Genomic DNA, 24642 nt, shown 5'->3' on the forward strand with positions numbered 1-24642 from the left:
AGAGACCTGTAAATGCAAAACCCAGACGCCATATTCCCGGACCGGAAGTTCCTCGACGTCGTTGTTGTCGGTGAGGCCCTCATCGACGTCGTCATCTCGCCCGAGGGCATTCGCGAGCACCCCGGAGGGTCGCCGGCAAACGTGGCCTACGGGCTGGGCCGGCTGGGAGTCCCCACCGGGCTGTTGACCGCGCTCGGCGACGACGAACGCGGTGCTGCCATCGAAGCGCACCTGAGCGGCGCCGGTGTAACGCTTTTGCCGGGCTCATACTCCCTGGACAGAACCGCCGTCGCAACGGCCAATGTGGCACCGGATGGCTCCGCGACCTACGAGTTCGATGTCGACTGGGACTTGGATCCGGTCGCTCCCGCCGACCTCCCCAAGGTGCTCCACACCGGTTCGATCGCCACCTTTCTCACACCCGGTGCCGACGCCGTCAAGAAGCTCCTGCAGCAGTCCCACCGCGGATGTATGGTCACCTACGATCCCAACATCAGGCCGTCTCTGCTCGGCAGCCACACCGAGGCGAAGGCGATTTTCGAAGACCTGGCTCAGCTGACCGACGTCGTCAAACTCAGCGATGAAGACGCGAAGTGGCTCTACCCACGAATGAGCCTGGACGACACAGCCTCACACATCCTGGGTCTCGGCACGGACTTGGCGGTCATCACCAAAGGTTCCGAGGGTTCGCTGCTCACCACGCCCACGACGCAGCTGGCCATCCCCGCGGTGAAATCCGAGGTGGCTGACACGATCGGGGCTGGTGATTCGTACATGGCAGCCCTGATCTTTGGACTCCTCAGCAGCGGAACCGGGAGCTTCACCCCGGCGGCACTGGAACGCCTGGGGAAGACCGCATCCATGGCGGCCGCGATCACCGTGGGGCGTGCAGGCGCTAATCCCCCCACCGAGGCGGAGCTGCGCGACGCTCTGGAGCAGGGGGGAATGCCCTCTGATAGTGAGGGAACCTGGCGTTGGCGACGAGGTCGGGATGCGCGACGACCTCCAGTCCGTCCACGGGCCAAGCGATGCCAGCCATGCGTCGAACCACGACGTCCTGGGTGCCGAGGACTCTGCCCGCGCTGCGCAGATGTCCACTGACTGACCATTGATCACGGCCTGCCGCGGGGCTGCTTAGCCTCGGTCCTTGTTCCCTTTGCCGCCTTGTTGGCCTGAATCGGAGCGTGGCCGCTGGAGCGTGAAGGATTCGAAGGATGCGAGCTGTCCCTGGGGACCGGTGACGTTGTAGTACGAGACCTCCATCTTCGTCGGTCCTCCGGGCTCGGTGCCGGGGTCGACGCTGAAGGCCGCGAAACCATAGGAGTTCGCGGCATCCCGTTGAGCCGACCAAGGTGCGTCTTCCTGGACGTAGACCGGTGGCCCCTTATGCGTTGTGGGGTCGGGTGCGCCAACGTTCGTGATGACGCGGCATGAAGGAGGGTTGTAGAACAACTGATTCGACGGCACGGACGTTCCGCCCCCGCCCAAGACCATGTGCACCGTCCCTTTGGTGGTATCGATGACGTCGGTGCGGGTGTCTGCCGGAATCGGGGTCAGCGTTGCGTTGGCTTGTTGACCGCGGATCGGGTGGGAGCGTTCGTAGTGGTGCTCGTGCCCGCAAACAACCAGGTCCACGCCGTACTTGTCGAACAGCGGCACCCATTCCTGCCGGACGCCCAGGTCGGCACCGTTGAAGGATCCTGCCGTGCTGATGACAACCTGGTGCATGCAGACGACCACCCAGTCGATGTTCCTATCCGACCTTGCCGCGCTGAGTTCATTTTCGAGCCAGGCTTTCTGGGCGCCCTTCGAGTAGCCCCTGACGTAGCTGTTGCCGCCGTCTTGGTAGCAGACGTCGTCGTTGGCGAGGCTGATGACCCGGACTGAACCCGCGGTGAAGGAGTACCAGAGACCGCGGGTGAGGTCGGTCTGCCCCGGCTGGGGCGGAACGGAGAAGTACGTCTGGTAGGCGGCATATCCGATCGGACCGTTGCCCAGTTCGTTCTCGTGGTTTCCCGCCGCTGGCATCCATGGGCGGTGACGGGCGCTGCGTGAGTTGTTGTCCCAGAAGTCAGTCCAGGTCCGCACCCGGTTCTCCGAGATATTGGCGTAGCAAAGATCGCCATTGAACAGGTGGAAAAGCGGCTGCACGCGTTCGACGCCGGCCGGCATGTCACCGGCAGCAGGGGAACCGAGGTTGTCGTTGACCCACTGCGGGCTACCCGAAGTGGAGCCAGACTTCTTTCCGAGCGTGGGGGTGCCTTGGTCACCGAAGCTGGTGAAGGTGAATTTTCCGCGCCCGCGCGGCCCCGTACGGAAAGAGCCAAACTCTGGCTGCGCGCCGTCGTGGATGGCTGCGTAGACGTAGTCATGGGATGGAACGAGCTCGCTGAGTTTCGCGTGGTACGCGTACACCTTCTGGCCGGATTTGGCGTCGACGTAGCTGGTTTCTACCGCGTCCTGGCTCCGTCCATAGCTTCCGTCGATTTCGCCGAGCATCGCCCGCGCATGCTTGACGGGCTGCAAGGTGTGCCACGACACCACGACTTCGCTGGATGCATCGTTACCGAACTGCAGATGCAGGCCGTTCACAACCGGGGTGGTCAGCGGGTCGCCGACGGCGGAGGGCAGGGTCGTCTTGTTGCCACCAGCTGATGCCGGGGTTGCGCCCGCCAAAACGGCGGCGGCACTGGCGGCTCCGGCAGCCGTGAAGAAGCCGCGGCGCGAGAATCCGGTACTAAAGATTTCCTTGTCATCAGTCATGGAGACAGCTTGGTGCGGCGTCGAGGCGAAACAGTGAAAACCGTCCAAGCGGCGAGCCACTGACAAATTAATTCTTGGTGACCTTCTCTGCCAATCTGCTGCCCTCGGCAAGCAAAAGCGGAAGAACCGCGGCCGATGGGTCACCGCAGGCCCTTGGACCGCTGATCGCTCCAGGGATAGCATTGCCGGCACGGACGTCGATCAAATCGAGGAGACGGAGATGGGCGAGGCACGGTCAGAGGCGTCGTCAGGGGACCTGATGGTCGATCTGATCATTTCGTTGGACGGGTATGCCTCCGCCGAGGGATGGCCCGGCTGGTGGGGGCTCGAAGGGCCGGAATACCTGGCTTGGCTTGCGCAGGAGGGGGAAAAGGACTACACCGTCCTTCTCGGTGCGAATACATATCGGCTGATGTCCAGCATGTCAGAGGCGGCCGCGGCCGAGAGCTCGGGATTCTCCGAGGATGAGGGAGCCAGCCTGACCGGGCTTGCCGCCGTGCCTAAGGTGGTCTTCTCCTCCACGTTGCAGCCACCCCTGAGTTGGCCGAACTCGGAGCTGGTCACCGGGGACGTGCTCAAGGCGGTGGCCGAGATGAAACGGACCGCGACCGGACCCTTGCGCACTCTCGGCAGCCTCAGCCTCTGCCGCTCGCTTCTGGCCGCTGGTCTCGTGGACAGGTTCCGGGTGGTCGTCTTTCCGGTGATCACCGGCCGCACCGGGCGGGAGCGGATCTACGACGGCTATCCGGACGTCTCGCTCGAGATGGTGGACAGCAGGACCTTCGACGGGCGGCTCCAGTTGCTCGAGTATGTCCCGACCGTGCTCAGCGATCCGCCGGGTAGCGCTCCGACCTGAGCCAATCCGACTTCGGTGGGCGAGCAACACTTCAGCGCCCGCCCCGTCCAATCGCGACATGCCTCGAGGACGACGGCGGCAATCGCGCGCCGCTGTTGTTGGAAATCGCTGACTCAGTCCTGCTCGTCGAATAGGCGAGTCAAGCAATCGGCATAGTTGGTCAGTATGGCCGCGAAAGTGAGCAGGTGGAGGCCGCCGTAGATGGCCGCCTCCGCCCTTTCCCTGTCTGCTTCGCCGGCGTGGCAGAGGAGTGGTTCGCAACTGGTTCCGTTCGCGGTGAGCGTTGCGATTCCCCAAGGGTGACGGGGGTCGGTGACTGCGATGCCTGCTGCGTCGAGTGTGTCGCGGAGGACGTATCTTGTGACTGTCCTCCACGACTGGAGGAAAGATGGCCGCAGTTCTTCAACGAGTTCCTCGTCTTTGCTGTCGTAAGCGCGCCCCAGATTCGTGGAGAGCTCGTCCCACTCCTGGGCGTCGCGGACCATGAGATGTCCGGCGCGTAGGCGGGCAATTGTTTCGTTCAACGTCATGGTCAGTCCCCAAACTTCCTATTGTTTCTGGTCCCCGCCGATGAGGCAGGCCATCATGTGAGAGAACGGACAGAACCCCCGCATGATTCCCACGTGCAATTGGCTGCCCAGAGGCGTCCAGGCTTCACCTGGTTCGATCGAGGGCTGGACTTACAGTCCGTCTGGCTTCATCTGGGAACGGGTGTCTGACTGTCCTAGGACCAGGAGGGCCACGCGCCAGAGCCGGTCTCTGTCCTAAGGTCGAATCGACACCGCCGGCACGGATCGGGCTTGCCAAAAGAGGTTTGACCGAGGGGTGGGCTTGACCGAGGCGCCCGGTGGGAATCGCCGAGCTATTGAGGAGTACCGATGAGAATTGCAGTGACGGGTGGAAGCGGAAAGCTTGGCCGGCACGTGGTGCGCCGGCTCAGGGAGGACGGGCACCAGGTATTGAACCTGGACCGTGCGGGGGAGAGGAACCCCGGCCTGGCGATCGTGGATTTGCGTGACTACGGTCAAGTGTTGGACGTGTTTTTGGGGCTGGATGACAGGCACAGCGGCTTCGATGCCGTGGTGCATCTGGGTGCCATTCCGGCACCCGGCATCGTCCCGGATTCCGCGACGTTTGAGAACAACATGCTCGCTACGTACAACGTGTTTCAGGCGGCCCGCCGGGCCGGCGTCAAGAAGATTGTCTACGCCTCAAGTGAGACGGTGCTGGGCCTGCCGTTCGACGTCGACCCTCCCTATATTCCGGTGGACGAGGAATACCCGGCCCGGCCGGAAAGCACGTATTCGCTGGTGAAGCATCTGGAGGAACAGATGGCCATCGAGTTGACGCGCTGGGACCCCGAGCTGAGCATTATCGGGCTGCGGTTCTCCAATGTCATGGATGTGGAAGATTATGAACGGTTTCCGTCCTTCGACGCGGACCCGATGCTGCGTAAATGGAACCTGTGGGGGTACATCGACGGCCGCGACGGTGCCCAGGCCGTGGCGCGGGCCCTTGAGAACGGCAAACCGGGATTCGAGGCGTTCATCATCGCCAACGCGGACACGGTCATGAGCCGGTCCAGCGCCAGCCTGGCCGCGGAGGTGTTCCCCGACGTGAAGGTGATCAAGGAACTGGGCGGGCACGAGACCATGCTCTCCATCGATAAGGCCACGCGGCTACTCGGGTTCGAGCCCGAACATACCTGGCGCGCCTACCATCCGAACCGCACTACCCCGATTGAGGATTGAGGATCATCATGCAGTACCGTACTTTGGGCAACAGCGGCGCCGTGGTTTCGAACTACGCGCTGGGAACCATGACGTTCGGGGCTGAGGCCACCGAAGAAACGTCCCGCGCCATCTTGGACAGCTACGTTGCAGCCGGTGGCAACTTCATTGACACCGCCGATGTTTACAGCGCCGGTGTATCGGAGGAGATCATCGGTCGGTGGCTGGCCGAACGGCCCGATGCGCGGGACCGCGTGGTGCTGGCCACCAAGGGTCGCTTCCCCATGGGGACGGCGCCGAACGACGTCGGCACTTCCCGACGCCACCTCACGCGGGCGTTGGACGATTCGCTGCGCCGTTTGGGCGTGGAGCAAATCGACCTGTACCAAATGCACGCGTGGGACCCCATTACGCCTTTGGAGGAGACGCTTCGTTTCCTGCACGAATCCGTCAGCAGCGGCAAGATCGCCTACTACGGTTTTTCCAACTTCCTGGGGTGGCAATTGACCAAGGCCGTCCACGTGGCTAAGGCCTTTGGCTGGAGCGCACCGGTGACCCTGCAGCCGCAATACAGCCTGTTGGTCCGTGAGATCGAATCGGAGATTGTTCCGGCTTCGCTGGATGCGGGCATCGGGCTGCTGCCGTGGTCGCCGTTGGGTGGCGGATGGCTCTCCGGTAAGTACAAGCGCGACGAGCCGCCCGTCGGTTCCACCCGCCTGGGTGAAAACCCGAAGCGCGGCATGGAGGCATGGCAGGCCCGCAACGATGACCCCCGCACCTGGGAGGTCATCGGAACAGTGGAAAAGATCGCAGCGGATCATGGCGTCAGCGCCTCCCAGGTGGCGCTGGCATGGTTGGCGGACCGGCCTGCCGTGACGTCCGTGATCCTCGGTGCCCGCACCACCGAGCAACTGGCGGACAACCTTGCCGCGGCAGACCTGGAACTCAGCCCCGAGGAAACCCTGCGGCTCACCGAGGCCAGCCAACCGCGCGTGGGCGTCTATCCATACGGTCCAATGGCCCACGAACAGCGCAGCCGGAAGATCGAAGGCGGCCGGTAACGCCGGGTGCCGGGCCTCAGCCGCGCTTAGCGTCTGAGGCCCAGCGAGCTGGCAGACACTTCTCCGTGTGGTCGGCGTTGTCGACGGGACGCGCTACTCGACGGACGGCCGCTTTCGTTGCCGTTTCGTCGCCGCCCGCTGTTCCTTCGCGGCGAGGCGTCGACGGTTCGAGGACCGGGTGGGTTTGGTCGCCCGGCGCGCGGCAGCTTCGGGAGCAAGACCCTCCGCCACGAGGTTCGAGAGCTTGGCGAGGGCGATCTCGCGATTGCGCAGTTGGGAACGCCGCTCGGAGGCAGTCACCGTGATCACCCCGGCGATGAGACGCCGTCCAAGACGGGTGACCAACATCGACCGTTGGTTGTCAGAAAGCGCCGCGGAGTCGGCGACATCCCACGAGAGTTCGACGCGGCTGTCCGAGGTGTTGACATGTTGACCGCCTGGGCCGGAGGAACGCGAGAACCGCCAGGCGAGTTCCGAGTCGGGAATCGTGAGCGCGGGCGACACCTCAAGATCCATCCAACTAGCGTTGCACGATACGGGAGGGAGGAACAGTCGTAGCGATTGGATAGTTAGTGCGGGGCGGCGTGCCTGGCCCGCGGGGCCGGTTCAACGGAGTCCACGGCATAGGGTTTGGTCGCCGAACGCTGCATTGGTAGACGCAGGCGCGCCTGATAAGCGCCGTTCCGGAATGTGGCGCGGGGGTCCATCTGGAGAACCAGGAGCGGTTCGTCGCGGGATGCGTCCATCCGTATCAGCATGCCGTGCCGCCGGCCGTCAACGAGCAGCGGGGTCGCGGGCTCGACTGCCGTCTGCTTGAGGAGTTCCCGATATTTCGGCCCTGCCGCCAAGAAGAGGATTCCGTGGGCGACCCCAACGACTCGCAGCGGGATTACCGCGTCGGGCTGCAGGGTGGGTGCCGGGTGTAATTCGTCTTCCTGCGCAAAGGATTCCGTTGCTGTCGTCAAGCACCGGTCGCATGCTTGGCACCTGGTGCGCGTTCCGACGTCGGCCAAAAGGGTCACAAGTAGTCCTCTAGGTGCGTAACCCCATTTGTCGGCCACAAAATGGCACCATGCAGGGTGGTACTCCCTCCCGTTCTTCATCACATAAACCTGGTCTTCGCCAAGAAGGGGGACTCCCTCCCGCCAGGCGGCTGGCTCTACGGGCTTGAGGCCGTTGGCATGTGCCCGGGCTATGTGGCTCGCCTTGAAGTACCTGCGGATCCACGGACTGAGTGGCTGTTGTGGTCTAGGAATTGCGGAGCCTTCCTGTGCGGCGGTGTGCGTTTCGCTCCCCAATAGCCCCCTACCTAGCTTGATGGCTTTTCCCGCAAGTCTCCAGTCCGACGACCGTAGCCCTTCATCAAGCGGTCGGTCGGACTGCGTCTGCGGTCTTCCCCCTTGACCTTTCCCCTAGGGGAAGGTGCAAAAGTGGGTGCGCGCAGGGTGAAAGGCCGTTCAAGAAAAGGGGGAGTCATGCTAAGAAAAGACGTTACGGACGCATCCTTCGACGCCGACGTGCTGAAGTCAGCCAAACCGGTCGTCGTCGAATTCTGGGCGGATTGGGCTGGACCTTGCACCAGGCTGTCCTCGGTGCTTGAACAACTCGGGGTGGAATATGCCAACAAAATCGAAGTTGTCAAAGTGAACGTCGATGAAAATCCCGAAACCGCGGGTGCCTTCGGAATTAGCTCTGTCCCGTCCGTGTTCCTTTTCAAGGACGGCGAACGGAGAATCTCCGTGATCGGCGCCGGGGCGAAGCAGTATTTCGAAAGGGGATTCGCTGACTACCTCCGCTAGCACGTACTTCACTCCATGAACACCTTTCCCCTACAGTGGGAGGTCAATGGGGGTAGGAAGTTGAGGTGCATGGTGCGAATCGGCGAAGCCGCCCGGGCGGCGGGCATGACGAGCAAGGCCCTGAGATTCTATGAAGAGCACGGTCTGCTGCCGGCTGCGAAGCGCACCGCGAACGGATATCGCGATTACACGAGCGAAACCATCAACAGGCTCGATTTCATTCGCCGCGGGCGCGCTGCAGGGCTGTCGCTGGCGCAGATCCGCGAAATCCTGTTCTTGCGCGACACAGGCCGCGGCCCCTGCACTCATGTACGGGACCTGCTTTCCGATCAGCTGGCGGGTCTCGACGAGCAGATCGCCGAACTGCTCGCGCTGCGCGCCACGGTCGCGGAGTACCACGCCGTCGCGGCCGCCGCGGACCCGGATGCGTGCGACGCCGGCCGTATCTGCAGCTATCTCTGAAAGGCCTGGCCCATGGCAATCCGATACGTTCGAGGCATCGCCGCCACGGCAGCAGTCGTCGGGATGCTGGGTGGTTGCGCGGCACCGGTAGCTCCGCAAGGCAACGTTTCGGCACGTCCGACGACAACCGCTGCCATCACTGCCCCCTTCGCCCTCTTAACGCACTGTGGCATCTATGAAGCGAGGGTGCAGGACACATTCTTCGTCGCCGACCAGCTGCTGGACGACGGCAACGGCAATCCCCTTGCAGGATGGGACAATCCCTACCAGTCGGGCACCATCACTGTGCAGGACGAAAAGGCGGTCTTCCATGACGACCGCGGCCACATCGTGACCTTCCATGAACGACCGGGCGCCACAAGCTACCTGAGAACGTGCTCCTGAGGCGCGACACCGACAAGGGCCGGTCAACCGGTCCTGGAGAGGAGAAAGGCCATGAACTCCACGATCCTCGTGACAGGCGGAACCGGCACGCTCGGACGGCTCGTGGCCTCTCGCCTGGTGGACGCGGGACGCGCCGTGCGTGTGGTCGGCCGTCACGCTCCTCCGCCGGAGCAGGGGGTCGAGTTCGCGACGTGTGACCTTGACACGGGCGACGGAGTCGAGGCCGCTTTGGAAGGCGTCCGCACGGTGGTGCATTGCGCGGGCGCGCAGAAGGGCGACGGCGAGAAGGCCCGCCGCCTCGTCGCCGCGGCATCCCGCTCGGGTGTCACGCACCTCGTGTTCATCTCCGTCGTGGGGGCGGACACGATCCCGGTGGTGAGCGGCTTCGACCGTGCGGCTTTCGGCTACTTCGCGTCCAAGCGGGACGCGGAACTGGTCGTGGCCGGCTCCGGGATCCCGTTCAGCACCCTCCGGGCAACCCAATTTTTTGAATTGACGCTGCTGACTGCGCGGACCATGGCCAAGCTCCCGGTCATTCCAGTGCCAAGGGGCTTCCGGTTCCAACCCGTCGACGCCGGCGAGGTCGCGGACCGGCTCGTCGAGCTCGCTCTGGGCGATCCCGCGGGCCCCGTGCCCGATCTCGCGGGGCCCGTCTCCTACCCGCTGGATGACCTCATCCGCTCATATCTCGCCGCGGCCGGCCAGCGGCGCGTCCTCGTCCCCGTACCTATGCCCGGGAGGGCGGCAAAGGCTATCCGGGAGGGCGCCAACCTGTCCGAGGACCGGGCCGTCGGACGGAGGACCTGGGAGGAGTTCCTCAGCGAGCGCGTGCCCGGTGAGGCGCGAGCGTAATGTCCGTTCACGGGCGAACAGGGCATGAACGGCCCGGATCCACGTTCTACGCGTTAGCGCTCGGAAGCCTTCGCGGCCTTGATGGCGGCTTTGGCGGCCTGCTTGCTGGCACGCACTTTTCTTAGCGACTCCGGGTCCACGATGTCGGCGACGGAAAGGAATGCGCTCTCCTTGCCGTAGGGGTCGGCAGCCTCACGCCAGCCTTGTGCTTGGAGTCCGCACTGCTTGCCGAGTAGGGCCAGGAAGATCTTTGCCTTCTGCTCTCCGAAACCGGGCAAGCCCTTCAACCTGCGGAGCACTTCCTGGCCGTCGGGGTCGTCTTTGGTCCAGATGGCAGTTGCGTCCCCATTCCAATCACGCTGTACCATGGCCGCGAGGTCCTGGACGCGGCTGGCCATGGAGCCAGGAAAGCGGTGGACGGACGGACGCTCCTTGAAGATCTCAACGAAGCCTGCGGGATCATATTCGGCGATTGCGGTAGGGGATACGGACCCGATGCGCGTCCGGATCTTTTCGGGTCCGGCAAACGCTGACTCCATGGTCACCTGTTGGTCAAGCAGCATGCCGATGAGAAGTGCGAACGCGTCATCGCTGAGTAGTTGGTCGGCGGCGGGGTCGCCAGTGATGTGCAATTCCATTCGCCCATCCTCCCACCTGCCTCTTGATCTGCCGCTGCAGCGGGGCTCTGAATTTGAAGACGAGGCACTGGGACCCTGTGGCTCCCGATACTCCTCAGGCGATCTTGCGCCGATAGGCGGCCATGGCGAGGACGTAGGCGAGAACGAGTGTGCCGACGCACCAAGCGAGAGCGATCCAGATGTTGCTGCCGACCGGGCGCTGCGCGAACAGGTCCTGGATTGTATTGACGATCGACGTGACCGGCTGGTTCTCAGCGAAGGCGCGCACGGGACCCGGCATGGTGGCCGTGGGCACGAAAGCCGAGCTGATGAACGGCAGGAAAATGAGCGGGTAGGAGAATCCTCCGGCACCGTCCACGGACTTCGCTGTTAGTCCCGCTATGATCGCGAGCCAGGTGAGTGCCAGGGTGAAGAGCGCCAGGATTCCGGCGACAGCGAGCCATGCCAGGGGGCTTGCCGAAGTGCGGAATCCCATGGCAAGGGCCACCAGCACGATGATCACCAGGGAGAGCCCGTTGGCCACCAGCGAGGTCAGAACATGTGCCCAAAGTACGGACGATCGCGCGATCGGCATGGACTGGAGCCGCTCGAAAATGCCGCTCTGCATGTCGTAAAACAAACGAACTGCGGTGTACGCGATGCCCGACGCGATCGCGATCAGCATGATTCCGGGCAGCAGGTAATTGACGTAGTCGCCCGCGTCTGTCCTGATCGCACCGCCAAACACGTAGACGAACAGCAGCATGAGGGCGATCGGAGTGATCGCGGTGGTGATGATGGTGTCCACGCTGCGGAAGATGTGGCGCATGGAGCGGCCCAGCAGGACGGCCGTGTCTCCGAAGAAGTGTTTGCTCATGACCTTTCCTTACTTGACTCGACCTTGCCGTTGTTTCCCACAAGTGCGAGGAAGATATCCTCCAAAGTCGGCTGTTTTTCGACGTACTCGACTTTCGCTGGCGGGAGCAGTTGTTTCAGTTCGGCGAGAGTGCCGTTGGCGATGATCCGCCCCTCATGAAGAATGGCGATCCGATCCGCAAGTTGCTCGGCCTCGTCCAGATACTGCGTGGTGAGCAGAACGGTGGTGCCCTGCGTGGCGAGCTGTTTGACGATCTGCCATACGTCGATGCGTGCTTCGGGATCTAGTCCCGTGGTCGGCTCATCGAGGAAGATGACCTCCGGCTGCCCGATCAGGCTCATGGCGATGTCAAGGCGACGTCGCATGCCTCCTGAATACGTCGACACCTTTCGCGTTGCCGCATCGGCGAGGTTGAAGCGTGCGAGGAGATCATCCGCCACCCCGCCTGGGTCTTTCAGATGCCGCAGCTTGGCCACCAACACCAGGTTCTCCCGACCGGAGAGGATCTCGTCGACCGCGGCGAACTGTCCGGTCAGGCTGATGGACTCCCGAACGCGGAGAGGGTCCGCTGCGACGTCGAATCCGTTCACTATGGCTGTGCCGGCGTCTGGGCTCAGCAGCGTGGACAGGATTCTCACCATCGTGGTCTTTCCTGCTCCGTTAGAGCCGAGAAGGGCGAAGATGGAGCCCGGTTCCACGTCGAAGTCCACTCCGCGAAGTACGTGCAGCTCCTTGTAGGACTTTTCCATGCCCTGCACGCTGATTGCAGGTTCGCGGGTGGTGCTTGCGTAGCTCATGAGTCCGTCTCCTTCGCGCTGTCTCCAGCAGCGGCGTCGATCGCCTTGGTCAGGCGCTCGCGCTCCTTGTTGATCCATTGGCCAACCGTGTAGTTGCGCATGAACGTCTCTGCGAACTCCACGGGGTCGTCACCGACGATTCCGCGGATCGCCGTTCCGTCCGCGACGCTCTGTTCGAAGAGATCGGCGAGGTCGCCGAGCATCGACAACAGCACATCGCCCTTCGTGATGGACCCGAAGTACATCAGGTACCTCTCCAGTGCCATCGCTGCCGCGCGATAGTCGGCGGGAAGCTGCTCCACGCGTGTCTTGTATTGCCGGTATTGCTTCTTCTGTTCGAGCGATCCGGTGAGCTGCTCGATCCACCCTGCGGCCATGTTAATTTCCTCCTTCTCGGAGCTGTTCCAGTCGCTCGGACAGGAACCTCCACGTGTTCCAGAATTCGTCCAGTTCCTTTTTGCCTTGCTCGTTGAGCGAGTACACCTTGCGCGGGGGGCCCTTTTCGGACGGACGCTTCTCGACGTCTACGAGGCCTTTCTGTTCGATCCTGACGAGCAGTGCGTACACGGTGCCCTCTGCGATATCGGAGAAGCCCTTCGCCCGGAGCAGCGTGGTGATTTCGTACCCGTACGCCGGGTTCCCGGTCAGGAGCGCAAGGACGATGCCCTCGAGTGTCCCTTTGAGCATCTCCGTCATCTGCTTGCCCATCGGACGCCTCCTCAACTACTCAGTGTTACTAGCTACTGATACATAGTATCGCTAAGTACCGGAACTGCAAGCCCCTGGACGACGTCTTCCGCCAGCTATAGTTGCGGCGTGACCGAGCTACCGTCCCGTTGCGTGAGCCGAGCAAGTAGTTCCCCGGCGTGAATGGAGGGAAAGCCTTTGATCAAGGTCCGTATGCTTGTGCCCGCAAATGTGCGCCATCGTTCAGGTGGAAACGTTTACAACGAGAGGCTGGCTGAATCCCTGCGTGCCCAAGGCGCGGAAGTGGCGGTTCGGAGCCTCGCCGGCGACTGGCCTTCCGGAACCGCCAGAGACAAGAACCAGCTAGCGGCGGCGCTCGCCGGGGATGATTTGCCCATCTGCATTGTGGATGGCTTGATCGCAGTAGGCGCACCCGCCGAAATCGAGCACGCAACCACTGCCGGGCACCGTGTCTGGGTGTTGCTTCACATGACCCCGTCTGCAGAACAGCCGCTTGGGAGGAGCGCACTCCGCGCAGCGACAGGCGTTCTGTGCACCGGCTCCGGGACTGCCGAAGAAGTCAAGCGGTGGGGGATGCCAAACGTTCACCTGGCGACCCCCGGTGTGGATCGCCCGAGGGTAGATCGCCCGAGGGGAAAAGCAAGGCCGCCCGGGGCATCGCAGGCATTCCACTTCATCATGGTTGGCGCACTACTGCCCAATAAGGACCAGATCTTCTTTGTCGAGGCCCTGGCACGGATCCGGGATTTGGCGTGGACAGCGGCGCTGGTGGGTTCCACCGCGTCCGACCCGTCCTACGCAGCGGCCGTGCGGGAGCGCATTATCCAACATGGGCTCGAAAGCCGGGTGGAGCTGAGAGGTGAACTCTCAGGCGAGGACTTGGAGGAACAGTGGCTCCGCGCAGATCTCAGTTTGCTGATCTCGCACTCGGAATCCTTCGGCTTGGTGGTCCAGGAGTCTCTGGCACACGCCATACCGGTGGTGATCCGCAGCGGAACCGGAGCCGTCGAAGCGCTCGGAGCCCACGGGGCCGGCGAAGCCATTGATCTAGCCTCGGGAACCGGATCCTTGGCGGAAGTCCTTGAGAAGTGGCTCAGCAATTCCGTCCTGCGGCAGAAGTGGTGGGATGCGGCTGCGGCAGCCAGCCGGGTGTTGCCGCGATGGGATGAAACCGCACGGCAGGTCCTGCGGGTCCTCTCGTCAGAATCGGGGAGCCAATGAGGCCAGACGTTATCCCCGCGCTCGCAGTTCGCGCCGAAGGATTTTCCCCGACGCCGACTTGGGAATCGCGTCGACGAACTCGACGAACCGGACCCGCTTGAACGGCGCGGCGTGCATGGCAACGAACTCCATGACGTCTTCGTCCCCGACCTCGGCCCCAGCCTGCCGGACGACGAACGCCTTCGGCACCTCTTCGCCGTCGTCCGCGTGGACGCCGATGACCGCGGCGTCCGCGATCTGGGGGTGGGTGAGCAGGAGCGCCTCGAGCTCGGCGGGCGCGATCTGATAGCCCTTGTACTTGATGAGCTCTTTGAGCCGGTCCACAATGGTCACGACGCCGCCGGCCGAGACCGTAGCGATGTCACCTGTGCGGAGGAAGCCATCCGGGTCGATCGTCGCCGCGGTCGCGTCCGGCTGGTTGAGGTAGCCGAGCATGACTTGCGGGCCCCGGACCAGGAGTTGACCCCGCCCGGTCTCCCCGTCGGCGGGGAGCGGGATCTCTTCGTCGGTGGCAATGTCGAGCAGTTTGCACTGCGTGTTGGGGATGGCGTACCCAACGGAATCAAGGGGAACAGTGCCTGCGTCCCGAAGGGGAATTGAATGGGAGACGGGGCTGAGTTCGGTCATGCCGTATCCCTGGAGCATGACGCAGCCGAGACGACGCACGACGGCGGCGCCCAGTTCGCCATCGAGCGGCGCCGCCCCCGAGACCACGACCCGGACCGACGAGAGGTCGTACTGGTCGACGAGCGGGTGCTTCGCGAGCGCGACCGCGATTGGCGGGGCGATGAATAGGTAGGTGCAGCGGTAGTCCTGGGTGATGCGCAGGAACTCGGGGAAGTCGAACTTCGGCATCGTCACGAGCCGCGCACGCTCGGCAAAGGCGAGGTTCAGCAGGACAGTCAGACCGTAGATATGGAAGAACGGGAGGACGGCGAGGAGCACATCGTCGGGAGTCAACCCGAAGCCGCTGTTCTGGGCCACGTTCGCCACGAGGTTGTACTGGCTGAGCATGACGCCTTTCGGGGTGCCGCTCGTGCCCGAGGAATAGGGAATGACGGCGGGGGAGTGCGGGTCGATGCGCAGGTCAGGAGCAGGGAGGCCCGCGCCGAGCGCTTCAGCGAGCGAAGGATGTCCGGCGGCGGTAGCCAAGTCTCCGCCGTCGAGCACCACGAGCCGCTCGGCCGGGATCCCGGCCGCTTGCGCCGCGGCCTCGGCCCGTTCAAGGAACGGCGAGATGGTGAAAAGCCAGGAGGCGCCCGCGTCGGTGAGCTGGCGGCCGACTTCCTCGGCCGTGTAGAGCGAGTTGACGGTGGTCACGGCGACGCCCGCGCGGAGGATCCCGTGGAAGACGACGGCGAACGCCGGAATGTTGGGGCAGAACAGGCCCGCGGTGGTCCCCGGCCCGGCCTCGTGACTCGCGAGCCAGCCGGCGAGCGCGTCGATGCGCGTGACAAGCTCGCGGTAGCTTGTCTCGGCGCCGGTCATGCCGTCCACGACGGCGATCCGGTCCAGGTCCATGGCATCCAGCCCGCCGAAGAGGTACTCGTAGAGCGTGGCCTTGGGGATCTCGACGTCCGGGTACGGGCTGGCGAACATGGCGGCTCCTTCGACGCACGACGGCGGGAGTCGCCGTCGTGCGTCCATTACACCCGGTGGAGGGGGCAGCGACAAGGGTCGCCCGTCTCAGGGCGCTTATCTTCCGGCATGGTTGACAGCGTTGATGACGCATCGCATCGTGTGGCGCCAGGGCGGTCCGGCCGTCGCCCCACACACCGTGAGCCATGGCCTCTTGCCCGTGGGCGTGCCAGTATGTTGGGAATCAGGGGCGATTCAATCCGGCCCGGCTGCGGACAGAATGGACACGCGGTCGTGACGTACATCAACGACTTGCGCGATGTGGGAAACGGCGATGTCGCCGTGGTCGGTGGCAAGGGTGTTGGCTTGGGCGGCCTGGTCCAGGCCGGGGTGCCAGTCCCTCCGGGGTTTGTATTGAACACTGCGGCCTATGCCGCTTTTGTGGATGCAAATCACCTCGACGCGGCCATCCAAGAGCTGGCTACCCTGTCGCCGAAAGCCGCGCCGCAGGACTATGAGGAGGCCTCGGAGCGGATCCGCGCCTTGTTCACCGGAGGCACCATGCCGGCCGGGATTGCCGACGAGCTTGGCGCCGCCTATCGAAGCCTCGGCGACGGGGACGAGGCCGTAGCGGTCCGCTCCTCTGCCACGGCCGAGGACCTCGCTTCGGCCAGCTTCGCCGGACAGCAAGAAACGTATCTCAATATCCGTGGTACGGGAGCCTTGGCCGTCGCGGTCACAGATTGCTGGGCTTCGCTATGGACGGCACGTGCCATGGCCTACCGGGCCCGTGAAGGCATCGGACCGGAAACGGTGCGCCTGGCAGTCGTGGTCCAGCGGATGGTCGAGGCCGAGGCGGCTGGGGTCATGTTCACGGCCAATCCGGCCAATGGGCGCCGGGACCAGATCGTGATCAGCGCAGCATGGGGCCTGGGCGAGTCCGTGGTCAGCGGAACGGTCACCACGGACGACGTCGTCATCGATGCCGGGACCGAGCGGGTGCTGTCGCGTCGGACGGCAAACAAGGAAACGATGACTGTCTACGCGGACGGCGCCGCCGAGGGCCAAGGAACTGCCGGTCAGGGAATTAGGGAGCAGCCGGTTCCGGCGGCTCGCCGGAACCAGCCAGTACTGGACGACCAGGCCGCGGGCGCACTGGCCCGCTATGGAACACGGATTGCCGAACATTTCGGGGCTCCGCAGGACATCGAGTGGGCACGAGCAGGCGGCGATTTTTTCATGCTGCAATCCCGGCCCATCACGGCACTACCCGAACCCACCGCCGACACCCCGGATACCTGGCCGGTGCCCTATCCCAAGGGGCTTTACTTCCGGGCGAGCATCGTGGAGCAATTGCCCGACCCGCTCTCGCCGTTGTTCGCCGATCTCATTGACGGCTCGGTGACCCGCTCGCTCAAGACCCTGATGAACGAGGCCGTCGGCAGCGTCGTCGTACGGAACGGCGACGTCGGACTGCCCACCATCAATGGCTACGCCTACTATTACTACCGCACCTCAGCAATGTGGCGGGTGATGGGAAAGGTGGTGACCGCGGTACGCGCCCTGGCTAGCGGCAAGGCCCACATGGGCGTGGCCGGATGGCGGGAATTCTCCCACCCCCGCTATCAGCAAGTGGTCAAGGACTGGTCGGCAAAGCCTGTGGGCGAGCTTTCGGGAGACGAACTGCTTGAGGGCGTCCAGACGTTGCTCGACGCAGGAACTGTGTATTACACCGCCGTGGAGTCAGTCATCCCGATCGCTGCCACAAGCGAGATTTCATTCCGCGCGTATTACGACAAACTCGTCCGACGCGATGGAGATCCTCCGGCCGAGACCTTCCTCCTCGGCTACGACAGCGAACCCATCCGGGCAGAGAAATCGTTGTACGACCTCGCAGCATGGGCGCGGGAGGTTCAGGGTCTGGCCTCGGCGATCCTCAATGAACCGACGGCGGCACTGGCCGAGTCGCAGCGCACCGGGTTCCCGCCTGCCGGCGTGGACCAAGCACTCTGGCAGCAATGGCATCAACGCTTCCAGGCCCACCTCGACCGGTTCGGCCATGCGGTCTACAATCTAGACTTCCTCAGTCCGGTGCCGGCCGACGAACCCTCGGCGCTGCTCGACGCGGTGAAGTTTTACCTGCGGGGACAGGGACATGACCCGCACGAGCGCCAGCGGCTCTCGGCTGCCCGCAGGGAAGACCAAACCAGCCGAATGCTCGCCCGGCTCGGGGGGACCCGGATCGGGAGCAGCCGCCGGGCCTTGTTCCTCCGTCTGCTTCGGTGGGCGCAGAAATCCGCTCCGATCCGTGAGGATGCACTGGCCGACGTCGGGCTGGCCTGGCCGCTGATGCGGCAGATGCTGTTCGAGCTTGGTCAAAGGCTGGCCGGCTCCGGGGTCATCGCCCAGTCTGCCGACGTGTTCTGGTTACGCGAGCAGGAGCTGCTGACCGCCGTCGAGTTCGGCCTTGCGGGGGAGGGGACGATTACGGGAGCTGAAAGGCCCGTTCGAGCCGAGGCTATCGAGGAACGCAAGATGCTCTGGCGCGGCCAGGCCAAGGCCGCGGCTCCACAATTGCTGCCGGAGAGCCGCTGGATGGAACGGAGCTTCGGGGGGATGATGCCGGCGCGTTCGCAGCAACAGCAGGGCGACGTCATCAAAGGGGTAGGCGCCAGCTCGGGCCGGGTCACTGCTCCTGCCCGGGTCCTCAACGGCCCCCAGGACTTTGCACAGATGATGCCCGGAGACGTCCTGGTGGCGCGCATCACCACGCCTGCATGGACCTCGCTGTTCGCGATGGCCTCGGCCGTGGTCACCGACGTCGGCGGCCCGTTGAGCCACAGCTCGATCGTGGCCCGGGAGTATGGGATCCCGGCGGTGCTCGGCACCGGAGTGGCCACCCAGCGGATTGCTAGCGGCCAACAGATCCGCGTCGACGGCGACGCTGGCACCGTCACGATTGAGGGACGGCCTTCAGGGAAGTAACGGTGGCCGATATGTCTCTCTGCGGTCGTGCAGCGTGGAGCGGGTGCCGAAGCGGGGTCGGAACGGTCAGCTCTGGACGGCCGCCATAACCCGTTCGCCGTTGAAGTATTCGAGATGCCAGCCGTCAAGGGGGTGGTGGTGGGCCAAGTTGAGCGCGGCGTTTTCGATGCTTTGCAGGGTGCGGCCGATGGCGCGGTTGAGGCTCACGCGGAGGAGTGTGCCGTGGGCGACAACCAGGACGCGGCGGCCGCGGAACTCTTCGGCGAGTGCTTCCAGCACGGTCAATCCGCGGGAGGCTGCCTCGTCCTCGCTTTCGGCGCCGTGGAGGCTGCCAGAGTTGAGCAGTGCGTCCAGTTCCGGGCCGGCCTGCAGGCCCTCGGCCCGCCCGAAGTGACGCTCGGCGAGCTCGGGCACGCGCCGGTCCACGCTGAGGCCCAGCCCTGCTGCGATCAGGTCGGCGGTTTCCGCGGCCCGGCTCAGCGGCGAGGATACGATCGCGTCCCATTCGTAGGCGGACAGGACGGCGACGGCGTCGCGCGCTTGGCCGCGGCCGACGTCGTTCAGTGGAATGTCGGTGGATCCTTGCAGCCGGCGCTGCGCATTCCAGTCTGTCTGGCCATGGCGGACGAGGGCGAAGATAGTTTGGGGCATGCCTTCCATTCTGCCCTGCGTCTATTCGGCCCCCCGCATCCTGGCAGTTGCGTAAGTGAACGTGGGGTGAAGGTTGGGTCAATAGGCGCCCCAAACCGCCACATGGGCCCGGATCCTCCGTCGAGTCTCTATACGGTGGACGCATGAAATTCCCCCTGAAGTCCCGCAGTGCGCTGACTGGCGGCCTGGTCCTCGCCGTCTGCTCAGCGATCCTCAGCCCCTTGGGCCAAGCCCACGCGGATGGTGGCCAGAGCAGCGAAAACGGCAAGGATCGAAGCGCCCACCTCAACCTTGGTGCCGCTGACCTGCCCGAGACCCGAACCGTGATGGCCCTCGCCCCGGGCGTCACCCTGACCAAGATCAGCCGCGGGGGCGCAGACTCTTCGCTTTTCTGGACAGCCGAAGTTGCCATCCCCTCAGACTCACCGGATCCTGACGCACCAGCCTCCGCCCTCTCAAGCCAGGCCACCGCGCAACGCACGGCCGATAAGCTCACAGCCGCCGGCGTCGATGCCCGCGTTGAACATGTCCAGTCGCCGCTGCTTGCCGACGCCGGAGGCGACCTCGGATACCGGGTTCGCGCCGGCCACCTTGCCGCGCAGGCCGACGGAGCCCCTCTCGTCGCGAAGATCAAAGCCGCCGGCTTTGCCTCGTCAGTGATCTACTCAGGCTGGGACGGCGACGCCGGGACCAGCACGAAGACCCGCGGATCATGGAACCTTGAAGTCATCACGATCGACCCAAAAAAGTACCAAGGCCAGCTCGCAGCGTCGTTCGGCCCGGATCTGGAGAAACGGGAGACGACGAGCCAACTGGCTTCCGACTCGCACGCCATCGCCGCAGTCAACGCTGGCTTCTTTGTCTTCGACCCGAAGGCCGGTGCCGAAGGAGACCCCGCCGGTGTTGGCGTGTACGCGGGCAAGACCCTTAGCGAACCTGTCGCCGACCGCCCGGCCCTTGTCATTGATGGCAAGAAGAACGCCACCAGCGTCCAACGACTGACCTGGGCCGGCAAAATCTCCTCGGCTTCCGGGGAAGCGGCTTTGGACGGCATAGACCGGGTCCCCGGCCTGATCCGAAACTGCGGCGGCGCCAACGACGTTCCCACCCCGCGCCCACTCCAGGACGTCACCTGCACCAACCCGAACGAGCTCGTCACCTTCACCCCGGAGTTCGGCCCGTCCACCCCCGCCGGTGCGGGCCTTGAGGTGACAGTGGACAGCCACGACACCGTTACTTCCATCGCCGAAACCCGCGGCGCGGCGATTCCTGTGGGCGGACACACCATCCAGGCAACCGGAACCGACGTCGCACGGCTACGCGCACTCGCACCGGTGGGCGCGAAGCTGAAGATCGACGCCGGCTTGCGTGGCCAGGATGGTAAAGCCTTTCACGCGAACGAGGCCACCAGCGTCGTGAACGGTGGGCCGCTGCTGGTCAAGGACGGTAGTGAAGATGTCACAGTCAAACAAGACGGCATGGTCCATCCCAACGACGGAAACAGCTTCTATTACGGCTGGGTCCACAAGCGGAACCCCCGGACCTTCGCCGGGACCGACGCCCAGGGTAGAACCATGCTTGTCACCGCAGACGGACGCTCAACCGCCTCACTGGGACTGAGCTTGAAGGAAGAGGCCGACGTCGCTGCGTCACTTGGGATGGTTCAGGCCATGAACCTGGACGGTGGCGGCTCGACAACGGCCGTTGCCGAAGGGAAGGTCCAGAACAACCCGTCGGGCGGATCGGAACGTCCCGTCGGGGACGCCCTGCTCGTGCTTCCGGCCCGCAAGGATGAGCGGTAGCCCAAGAGGACAGGGCCCAGGAGCGCTGGGGCCCTGGGCTGGGCCCCAGGGCTAGATCCAGTCCCGCTTCTTGAACGCCAGGTACAGGAATAATGAACCGCCGGCCATGAGTGCACTCGATAGCCACAGACCGTAATCGTTCTGGAAACCGAAGAAGGGCACGTTCTGCCGGACCTCGGAGTTTCTGCGCGGCTCGGATCTTGACCGCGCCAAGCAGCGGCTGGCGCACTGGGACGACGTCGGGACGCCTGGGGAGCTGGGCCGGCGCGCCTCCGATTTGTTGGAAAGCTTTTCGCTGACACTTACTCGGCGGTTGTCGACATAACAATTTCCGTCATGCGGACGACGCAAAGGAGCGACGCCTCCGGCGCTTCTGCCGTGGAACGTATTGTGGAGTGGGAGCGTGGACGTCAGGAGCAGCTGGGAAGAATCAAGGACACCTTCGTGGAAGTCACCAAGCCTGGACAGGTAGACCTCGCATCGATCTCCGTGGCCCTGAAACTCCTGCGAACCCTCGCCCGGCGCTAGCCGTCGATTCTTGAGATCGTGATGCTTTTGTGATCCAGACTTAAAATCACCTAAGGTTGATGCCCGATGGCAGCTTTTGAAGAGACAACCGATCAGCCACAGCCCGCGCCTGCGCACGGGCCTGTATTCGTGGATGCGTCAGGCCGGCGCCTGCGGCGGGTCAAGCTTGTAGGACTCGGGGCCTTGGGGCTCGTGGCTGGGTACGTCGTCCTTCTGCTGGTTGCTTTGTTCGGTGGGCCCAACGTGGCCGCACCCTTCCTGCCTTTGCCTGCCGCCCCGAAGGCCGCCGCTCCTGTGGCCCCGGAGGTCGGTGAAGTTCCGTCACCCCCCTCCAACGCGGCCGGGCTCCCGTCAAGCGACTCTCGATTGCCCGTGCCCTTGGCCCCGGCAGCTTTCGAGACTGCTGCGGCTCCGCTTTCGCCCGTTCCCGCAACGCAAGCGATCAATGGTGCCGCCGTGCAGCATGGCGCGGCTATTGCCGCTCCGACGCCGAGCGCGTCGCCGACAAGCCCGGGCAAGAGCGGGACGGCTCCAGGGCAGACCACGCGACGGTCCACGCCTACGCACCCGTGAGTGCCCGCCGCCTGAGCAAGCGCACTGCTCCAGTCAGTGTCAAGGCACACTGGTTCATCCTCCTTGCCGTCTTGTTTGCGCTGGGCGTGGCGCTTGCCGTGCAGGGCTACATGCATCACCTCGCCGGGATCGCCGATGACTCGGTACCCGGGAGCGGCTCCGCCGGCACGGTCCCCGCCGCGGTGTCCCACGGCAGCCCGGTGGTGGACGCCCGGGGCGGGTCAGTGCGCACGGTCGGCCCTGCCGACCACACGCTGGCCCTGACGTTCGACGACGGCCCGGACCCTGTCTGGACACCTCAAATCCTCGACGTCCTCCGGAAACACCATGTCCACGCCACGTTTTTCGTCGTGGGTACGGCTGCCATAGACAATCCCGACCTCATGCGCCGCATCGTCGCTGATGGCGACGAGATCGGCGTGCACACGCTCACCCACGCGGACCTTGGAAGCGCCCCGGCCTGGCGCCAGCAACTCGAGGTGCAGGGAGGCCAGCAAACGATCACCGGCATGACGGGCCACGCGGCGACGCTCCTGCGTCCGCCGTACAGCTCTGAGAATGACGCCGTGAGGGACGGCACGTGGACGGCGATGCGCGCCGCGGCGGCCCAAGGCTATCTCACCGTGCTTACCACGAAGGACAGTGAGGACTGGCAGCGGCCCGGCGTCGCCGCGATCGAGCGGAACCTCGCGCCGTCCGGCCCGCAGGGCCTGATCCTCTTGATGCACGACGGCGGCGGCGACAGGGCGCAGACGGTCGCCGCGCTTGACTCATCCCTCACGAAGTTCGAGAACCAAGGCTTCCGTGTCACGACGGTGGGCGACGCCGTCGGCATTGCCAGCATGCGGGAGGCGTCAGCGGGGGAGCAAATCAGCGGTACCGCGTTCGTGTGGGGAATCCGGGTCAGTGACTTCGTCATCACCGCCATCTCGTGGGCTCTCGTTGCGGCCGGCCTCGTGACGGTCATCAGGGCCGTCCTCGTTGTCGGGTTCGCGGCGCGCCACAGTCGCGCGGCGCGCCGCTCCCGGGGGGTCGGTAGCAGCCGACGCCGGGTGGATGTGCCGGTGCGGCCCGAAATCACCGAGCCGGTCAGTGTCATTGTCCCTGCGTACAACGAATCGGCCGGCATCGAAGCCGCGGTCCGATCCATCGCCGCTTCGACCCATCCGGTCGAGATCATCGTGGTCGACGACGGGTCGACCGACGGTACCGCTGACATCGTTGAAGCGCTCTGCCCGCCGGGCGTCACCTTGATCCGGAAGGAGAACGGTGGCAAGCCGTCCGCCCTGAATGCCGGGCTCCGCGAAGCAAGCCACGATCTCGTGGTGATGGTCGACGGCGACACAGTCTTCGAACCGGAAACGGTTCACGCCCTCATCCAGCCCTTCGCCGACCCTCGAGTGGGCGCAATTTCGGGGAACACCAAGGTTGCCAACCGCGGAGGGATCCTCGGCGCGTGGCAGCACATCGAGTACGTTGTTGGCTTCAATCTGGACCGCAGGCTGTTCGACGTCGCGGAATGCATGCCGACCGTCCCCGGGGCCATTGGTGCCTTCCGCCGCGATGCCCTCCTCCGGGTTGGCGGAGTCAGCGACGATACGCTCGCTGAGGACACCGACCTGACCATGTCACTGTGCCGTGACGGCTGGCGGGTGGTGTACCAGGACGACGCAAGGGCATGGACCGAGGCTCCGGCGAGCCTCGGGGCGCTGTGGAAGCAGCGGTACCGTTGGTGTTACGGCACGCTCCAGGCCATGTGGAAGCACCGCGGCGCGGTCCTGCAGGGAGGAGCGGCCGGAAAGCTCGGCCGGCGTGGTCTCGGCTACCTGCTTGTGCTGCAGGTGCTGCTGCCACTGTTCGCCCCGGTAGTGGATGTCTTCGCCATCTACGGCTTGGTCTTCCTTGATCCCGTCCGGATCGCGGCGCTCTGGCTGGTCTTCCTCCTCGTTCAATTCCTCATGGCTGCCTATGCTTTCCGGCTCGACAATGAACGGCTTCGCCCGCTATGGACACTTCCGCTTCAGCAGTTCGTCTACCGGCAGCTCATGTATCTCGTCGTCATCCAATCCGTGGTCACGGCTTTGGCCGGCGTGCACCTGCGCTGGCACCGAATGGAGAGGTACGGCAGCCTGCGCGTCCCGCCCGCCGCGTAGCGCCGACTGTCGCGAGGCTCGCGCGCAACTCCCGCCGAAATAGGAACTCGTTAACCGATCGTGGACCATCAATTTTGGCTGACCCATGGCTCTTCCGGGGATCGTGGCATAGGGTCTTAGCCAATACCCGCTAGCGACTCGCTTCGGTTTACACGCACGACGTGAGCGTTCAGCCTGGATTTGGGCATGGGATCCGGCCAACACCGATTCCCGACAATTGAAAACGTGAGGGAGAAACACATGGC

General features: G+C 64.4%; 25 protein-coding genes. 14 read left to right on the plus strand and 11 right to left on the minus strand.

Features of this window, described 5'->3' with window-relative positions; translation table 11 throughout:
- Window positions 1–12: 12 nt before the first annotated feature.
- Window positions 13–1101 (plus strand): carbohydrate kinase, encoded by a 1089-nt coding sequence (locus tag HNP00_RS00320; protein WP_184734734.1) that lies wholly within the window; start codon window positions 13–15, stop codon window positions 1099–1101.
- 33 nt (window positions 1102–1134) lie between these two features.
- On the opposite strand, the gene HNP00_RS00325 is transcribed toward HNP00_RS00320, so the two are convergent.
- Window positions 1135–2763 (minus strand): metallophosphoesterase, encoded by a 1629-nt coding sequence (locus tag HNP00_RS00325; RefSeq protein WP_184734736.1) that lies wholly within the window; start codon window positions 2761–2763, stop codon window positions 1135–1137.
- Window positions 2764–2983: 220 nt separating this feature from the next.
- Between HNP00_RS00325 and HNP00_RS00330 the strand changes: the two genes are divergently transcribed.
- Entirely contained in the window at window positions 2984–3619 is a 636-nt protein-coding gene (locus HNP00_RS00330; protein ID WP_184734739.1) for a dihydrofolate reductase family protein, read from the plus strand.
- Between the two features lie 113 nt (window positions 3620–3732).
- Here HNP00_RS00330 and HNP00_RS00335 read toward each other — a convergent pair whose 3' ends face one another.
- Window positions 3733–4149, minus strand: coding sequence for a hypothetical protein (locus tag HNP00_RS00335; RefSeq protein WP_184734741.1), 417 nt, complete (start codon window positions 4147–4149; stop codon window positions 3733–3735).
- A gap of 348 nt (window positions 4150–4497) precedes the next feature.
- Between HNP00_RS00335 and HNP00_RS00340 the strand changes: the two genes are divergently transcribed.
- Both HNP00_RS00340 and HNP00_RS00345 read left to right on the plus strand, forming a co-directional pair.
- The gene (locus tag HNP00_RS00340) at window positions 4498–5370 is read left to right on the plus strand and encodes an NAD(P)-dependent oxidoreductase (protein WP_184734742.1); all 873 of its coding nucleotides are present in this window, start codon (window positions 4498–4500) and stop codon (window positions 5368–5370) included.
- Between the two features lie 8 nt (window positions 5371–5378).
- The gene (locus HNP00_RS00345) at window positions 5379–6410 is read left to right on the plus strand and encodes an aldo/keto reductase (protein WP_184734744.1); all 1032 of its coding nucleotides are present in this window, start codon (window positions 5379–5381) and stop codon (window positions 6408–6410) included.
- Between the two features lie 93 nt (window positions 6411–6503).
- Here the strand turns inward: HNP00_RS00345 and arfB are convergent, their stop codons facing one another.
- On the minus strand, window positions 6504–6926 hold the full coding sequence (arfB, locus tag HNP00_RS00350) for an alternative ribosome rescue aminoacyl-tRNA hydrolase ArfB (protein WP_184734746.1): 423 nt from the start codon (window positions 6924–6926) through the stop codon (window positions 6504–6506).
- A gap of 53 nt (window positions 6927–6979) precedes the next feature.
- Window positions 6980–7375: a hypothetical protein gene (locus HNP00_RS00355; RefSeq protein WP_184734748.1), complete on the minus strand. Its 396-nt coding sequence runs from the start codon at window positions 7373–7375 to the stop codon at window positions 6980–6982.
- A 510-nt stretch (window positions 7376–7885) separates the two neighbouring features.
- Between HNP00_RS00355 and HNP00_RS00360 the strand changes: the two genes are divergently transcribed.
- The 4 genes from HNP00_RS00360 to HNP00_RS00375 all read left to right on the plus strand — a co-directional run bounded on the left by HNP00_RS00360 (window position 7886) and on the right by HNP00_RS00375 (window position 9907).
- Window positions 7886–8209 carry a co-chaperone YbbN gene (locus tag HNP00_RS00360; RefSeq protein WP_184734750.1) on the plus strand — a complete coding sequence of 108 codons (324 nt, stop codon included), beginning with the start codon at window positions 7886–7888 and terminating at the stop codon, window positions 8207–8209.
- A 72-nt stretch (window positions 8210–8281) separates the two neighbouring features.
- Window positions 8282–8671 carry a heavy metal-responsive transcriptional regulator gene (locus tag HNP00_RS00365; protein ID WP_184735602.1) on the plus strand — a complete coding sequence of 130 codons (390 nt, stop codon included), beginning with the start codon at window positions 8282–8284 and terminating at the stop codon, window positions 8669–8671.
- A 12-nt stretch (window positions 8672–8683) separates the two neighbouring features.
- Window positions 8684–9055, plus strand: a complete 372-nt coding sequence (locus HNP00_RS00370; protein WP_184734751.1) for a hypothetical protein — start codon at window positions 8684–8686, stop codon at window positions 9053–9055.
- Between the two features lie 51 nt (window positions 9056–9106).
- Window positions 9107–9907 carry an SDR family oxidoreductase gene (locus HNP00_RS00375; protein WP_184734753.1) on the plus strand — a complete coding sequence of 267 codons (801 nt, stop codon included), beginning with the start codon at window positions 9107–9109 and terminating at the stop codon, window positions 9905–9907.
- A 53-nt stretch (window positions 9908–9960) separates the two neighbouring features.
- On the opposite strand, the gene HNP00_RS00380 is transcribed toward HNP00_RS00375, so the two are convergent.
- The 5 genes from HNP00_RS00380 to HNP00_RS00400 form a co-directional block, all read right to left on the minus strand.
- On the minus strand, window positions 9961–10545 hold the full coding sequence (locus HNP00_RS00380; protein WP_184734755.1) for an HhH-GPD-type base excision DNA repair protein: 585 nt from the start codon (window positions 10543–10545) through the stop codon (window positions 9961–9963).
- 94 nt (window positions 10546–10639) lie between these two features.
- Window positions 10640–11401 carry an ABC transporter permease gene (locus tag HNP00_RS00385; protein WP_184734757.1) on the minus strand — a complete coding sequence of 254 codons (762 nt, stop codon included), beginning with the start codon at window positions 11399–11401 and terminating at the stop codon, window positions 10640–10642.
- The gene (locus HNP00_RS00390) at window positions 11398–12198 is read right to left on the minus strand and encodes an ABC transporter ATP-binding protein (RefSeq protein ID WP_184734759.1); all 801 of its coding nucleotides are present in this window, start codon (window positions 12196–12198) and stop codon (window positions 11398–11400) included. Before HNP00_RS00390 ends, HNP00_RS00385 begins: the two co-directional genes overlap by 4 nt.
- Window positions 12195–12575 carry a DUF1048 domain-containing protein gene (locus HNP00_RS00395; RefSeq protein WP_184734761.1) on the minus strand — a complete coding sequence of 127 codons (381 nt, stop codon included), beginning with the start codon at window positions 12573–12575 and terminating at the stop codon, window positions 12195–12197. Before HNP00_RS00395 ends, HNP00_RS00390 begins: the two co-directional genes overlap by 4 nt.
- Before the next feature lies 1 nt (window position 12576).
- Window positions 12577–12906, minus strand: a complete 330-nt coding sequence (locus HNP00_RS00400; RefSeq protein WP_184734763.1) for a PadR family transcriptional regulator — start codon at window positions 12904–12906, stop codon at window positions 12577–12579.
- Between the two features lie 282 nt (window positions 12907–13188).
- On the opposite strand from HNP00_RS00400, the gene HNP00_RS00405 reads away from it, so the two are divergent.
- Complete coding sequence (locus HNP00_RS00405) at window positions 13189–14127, plus strand: glycosyltransferase (protein ID WP_311770455.1); 939 nt, start codon at window positions 13189–13191, stop codon at window positions 14125–14127.
- 9 nt (window positions 14128–14136) lie between these two features.
- Here HNP00_RS00405 and HNP00_RS00410 read toward each other — a convergent pair whose 3' ends face one another.
- Complete coding sequence (locus HNP00_RS00410) at window positions 14137–15726, minus strand: AMP-binding protein (RefSeq protein ID WP_184734767.1); 1590 nt, start codon at window positions 15724–15726, stop codon at window positions 14137–14139.
- Between the two features lie 273 nt (window positions 15727–15999).
- On the opposite strand from HNP00_RS00410, the gene HNP00_RS00415 reads away from it, so the two are divergent.
- Window positions 16000–18690 carry a PEP/pyruvate-binding domain-containing protein gene (locus HNP00_RS00415; RefSeq protein WP_184734769.1) on the plus strand — a complete coding sequence of 897 codons (2691 nt, stop codon included), beginning with the start codon at window positions 16000–16002 and terminating at the stop codon, window positions 18688–18690.
- Window positions 18691–18756: 66 nt separating this feature from the next.
- Here the strand turns inward: HNP00_RS00415 and HNP00_RS00420 are convergent, their stop codons facing one another.
- Window positions 18757–19341: a histidine phosphatase family protein gene (locus HNP00_RS00420; protein WP_184734771.1), complete on the minus strand. Its 585-nt coding sequence runs from the start codon at window positions 19339–19341 to the stop codon at window positions 18757–18759.
- 143 nt (window positions 19342–19484) lie between these two features.
- On the opposite strand from HNP00_RS00420, the gene HNP00_RS00425 reads away from it, so the two are divergent.
- The 4 genes from HNP00_RS00425 (at window position 19485) to HNP00_RS00440 (ending at window position 24397) form a co-directional block, all read left to right on the plus strand.
- Window positions 19485–21143 carry a phosphodiester glycosidase family protein gene (locus HNP00_RS00425; RefSeq protein ID WP_184734773.1) on the plus strand — a complete coding sequence of 553 codons (1659 nt, stop codon included), beginning with the start codon at window positions 19485–19487 and terminating at the stop codon, window positions 21141–21143.
- A 336-nt stretch (window positions 21144–21479) separates the two neighbouring features.
- On the plus strand, window positions 21480–21671 hold the full coding sequence (locus HNP00_RS00430; RefSeq protein ID WP_184734775.1) for a hypothetical protein: 192 nt from the start codon (window positions 21480–21482) through the stop codon (window positions 21669–21671).
- Window positions 21672–21737: 66 nt separating this feature from the next.
- Window positions 21738–22244 (plus strand): hypothetical protein, encoded by a 507-nt coding sequence (locus HNP00_RS00435; RefSeq protein ID WP_184734777.1) that lies wholly within the window; start codon window positions 21738–21740, stop codon window positions 22242–22244.
- Complete coding sequence (locus HNP00_RS00440) at window positions 22241–24397, plus strand: glycosyltransferase (RefSeq protein WP_311770456.1); 2157 nt, start codon at window positions 22241–22243, stop codon at window positions 24395–24397. The genes HNP00_RS00435 and HNP00_RS00440 overlap by 4 nt, the downstream gene beginning before the upstream one ends.
- Window positions 24398–24642 lie beyond the last annotated feature (245 nt).

This window comes from Arthrobacter sp. AZCC_0090 (genome assembly GCF_014207375.1).
In the GTDB taxonomy this organism is placed as follows: domain Bacteria; phylum Actinomycetota; class Actinomycetes; order Actinomycetales; family Micrococcaceae; genus Arthrobacter.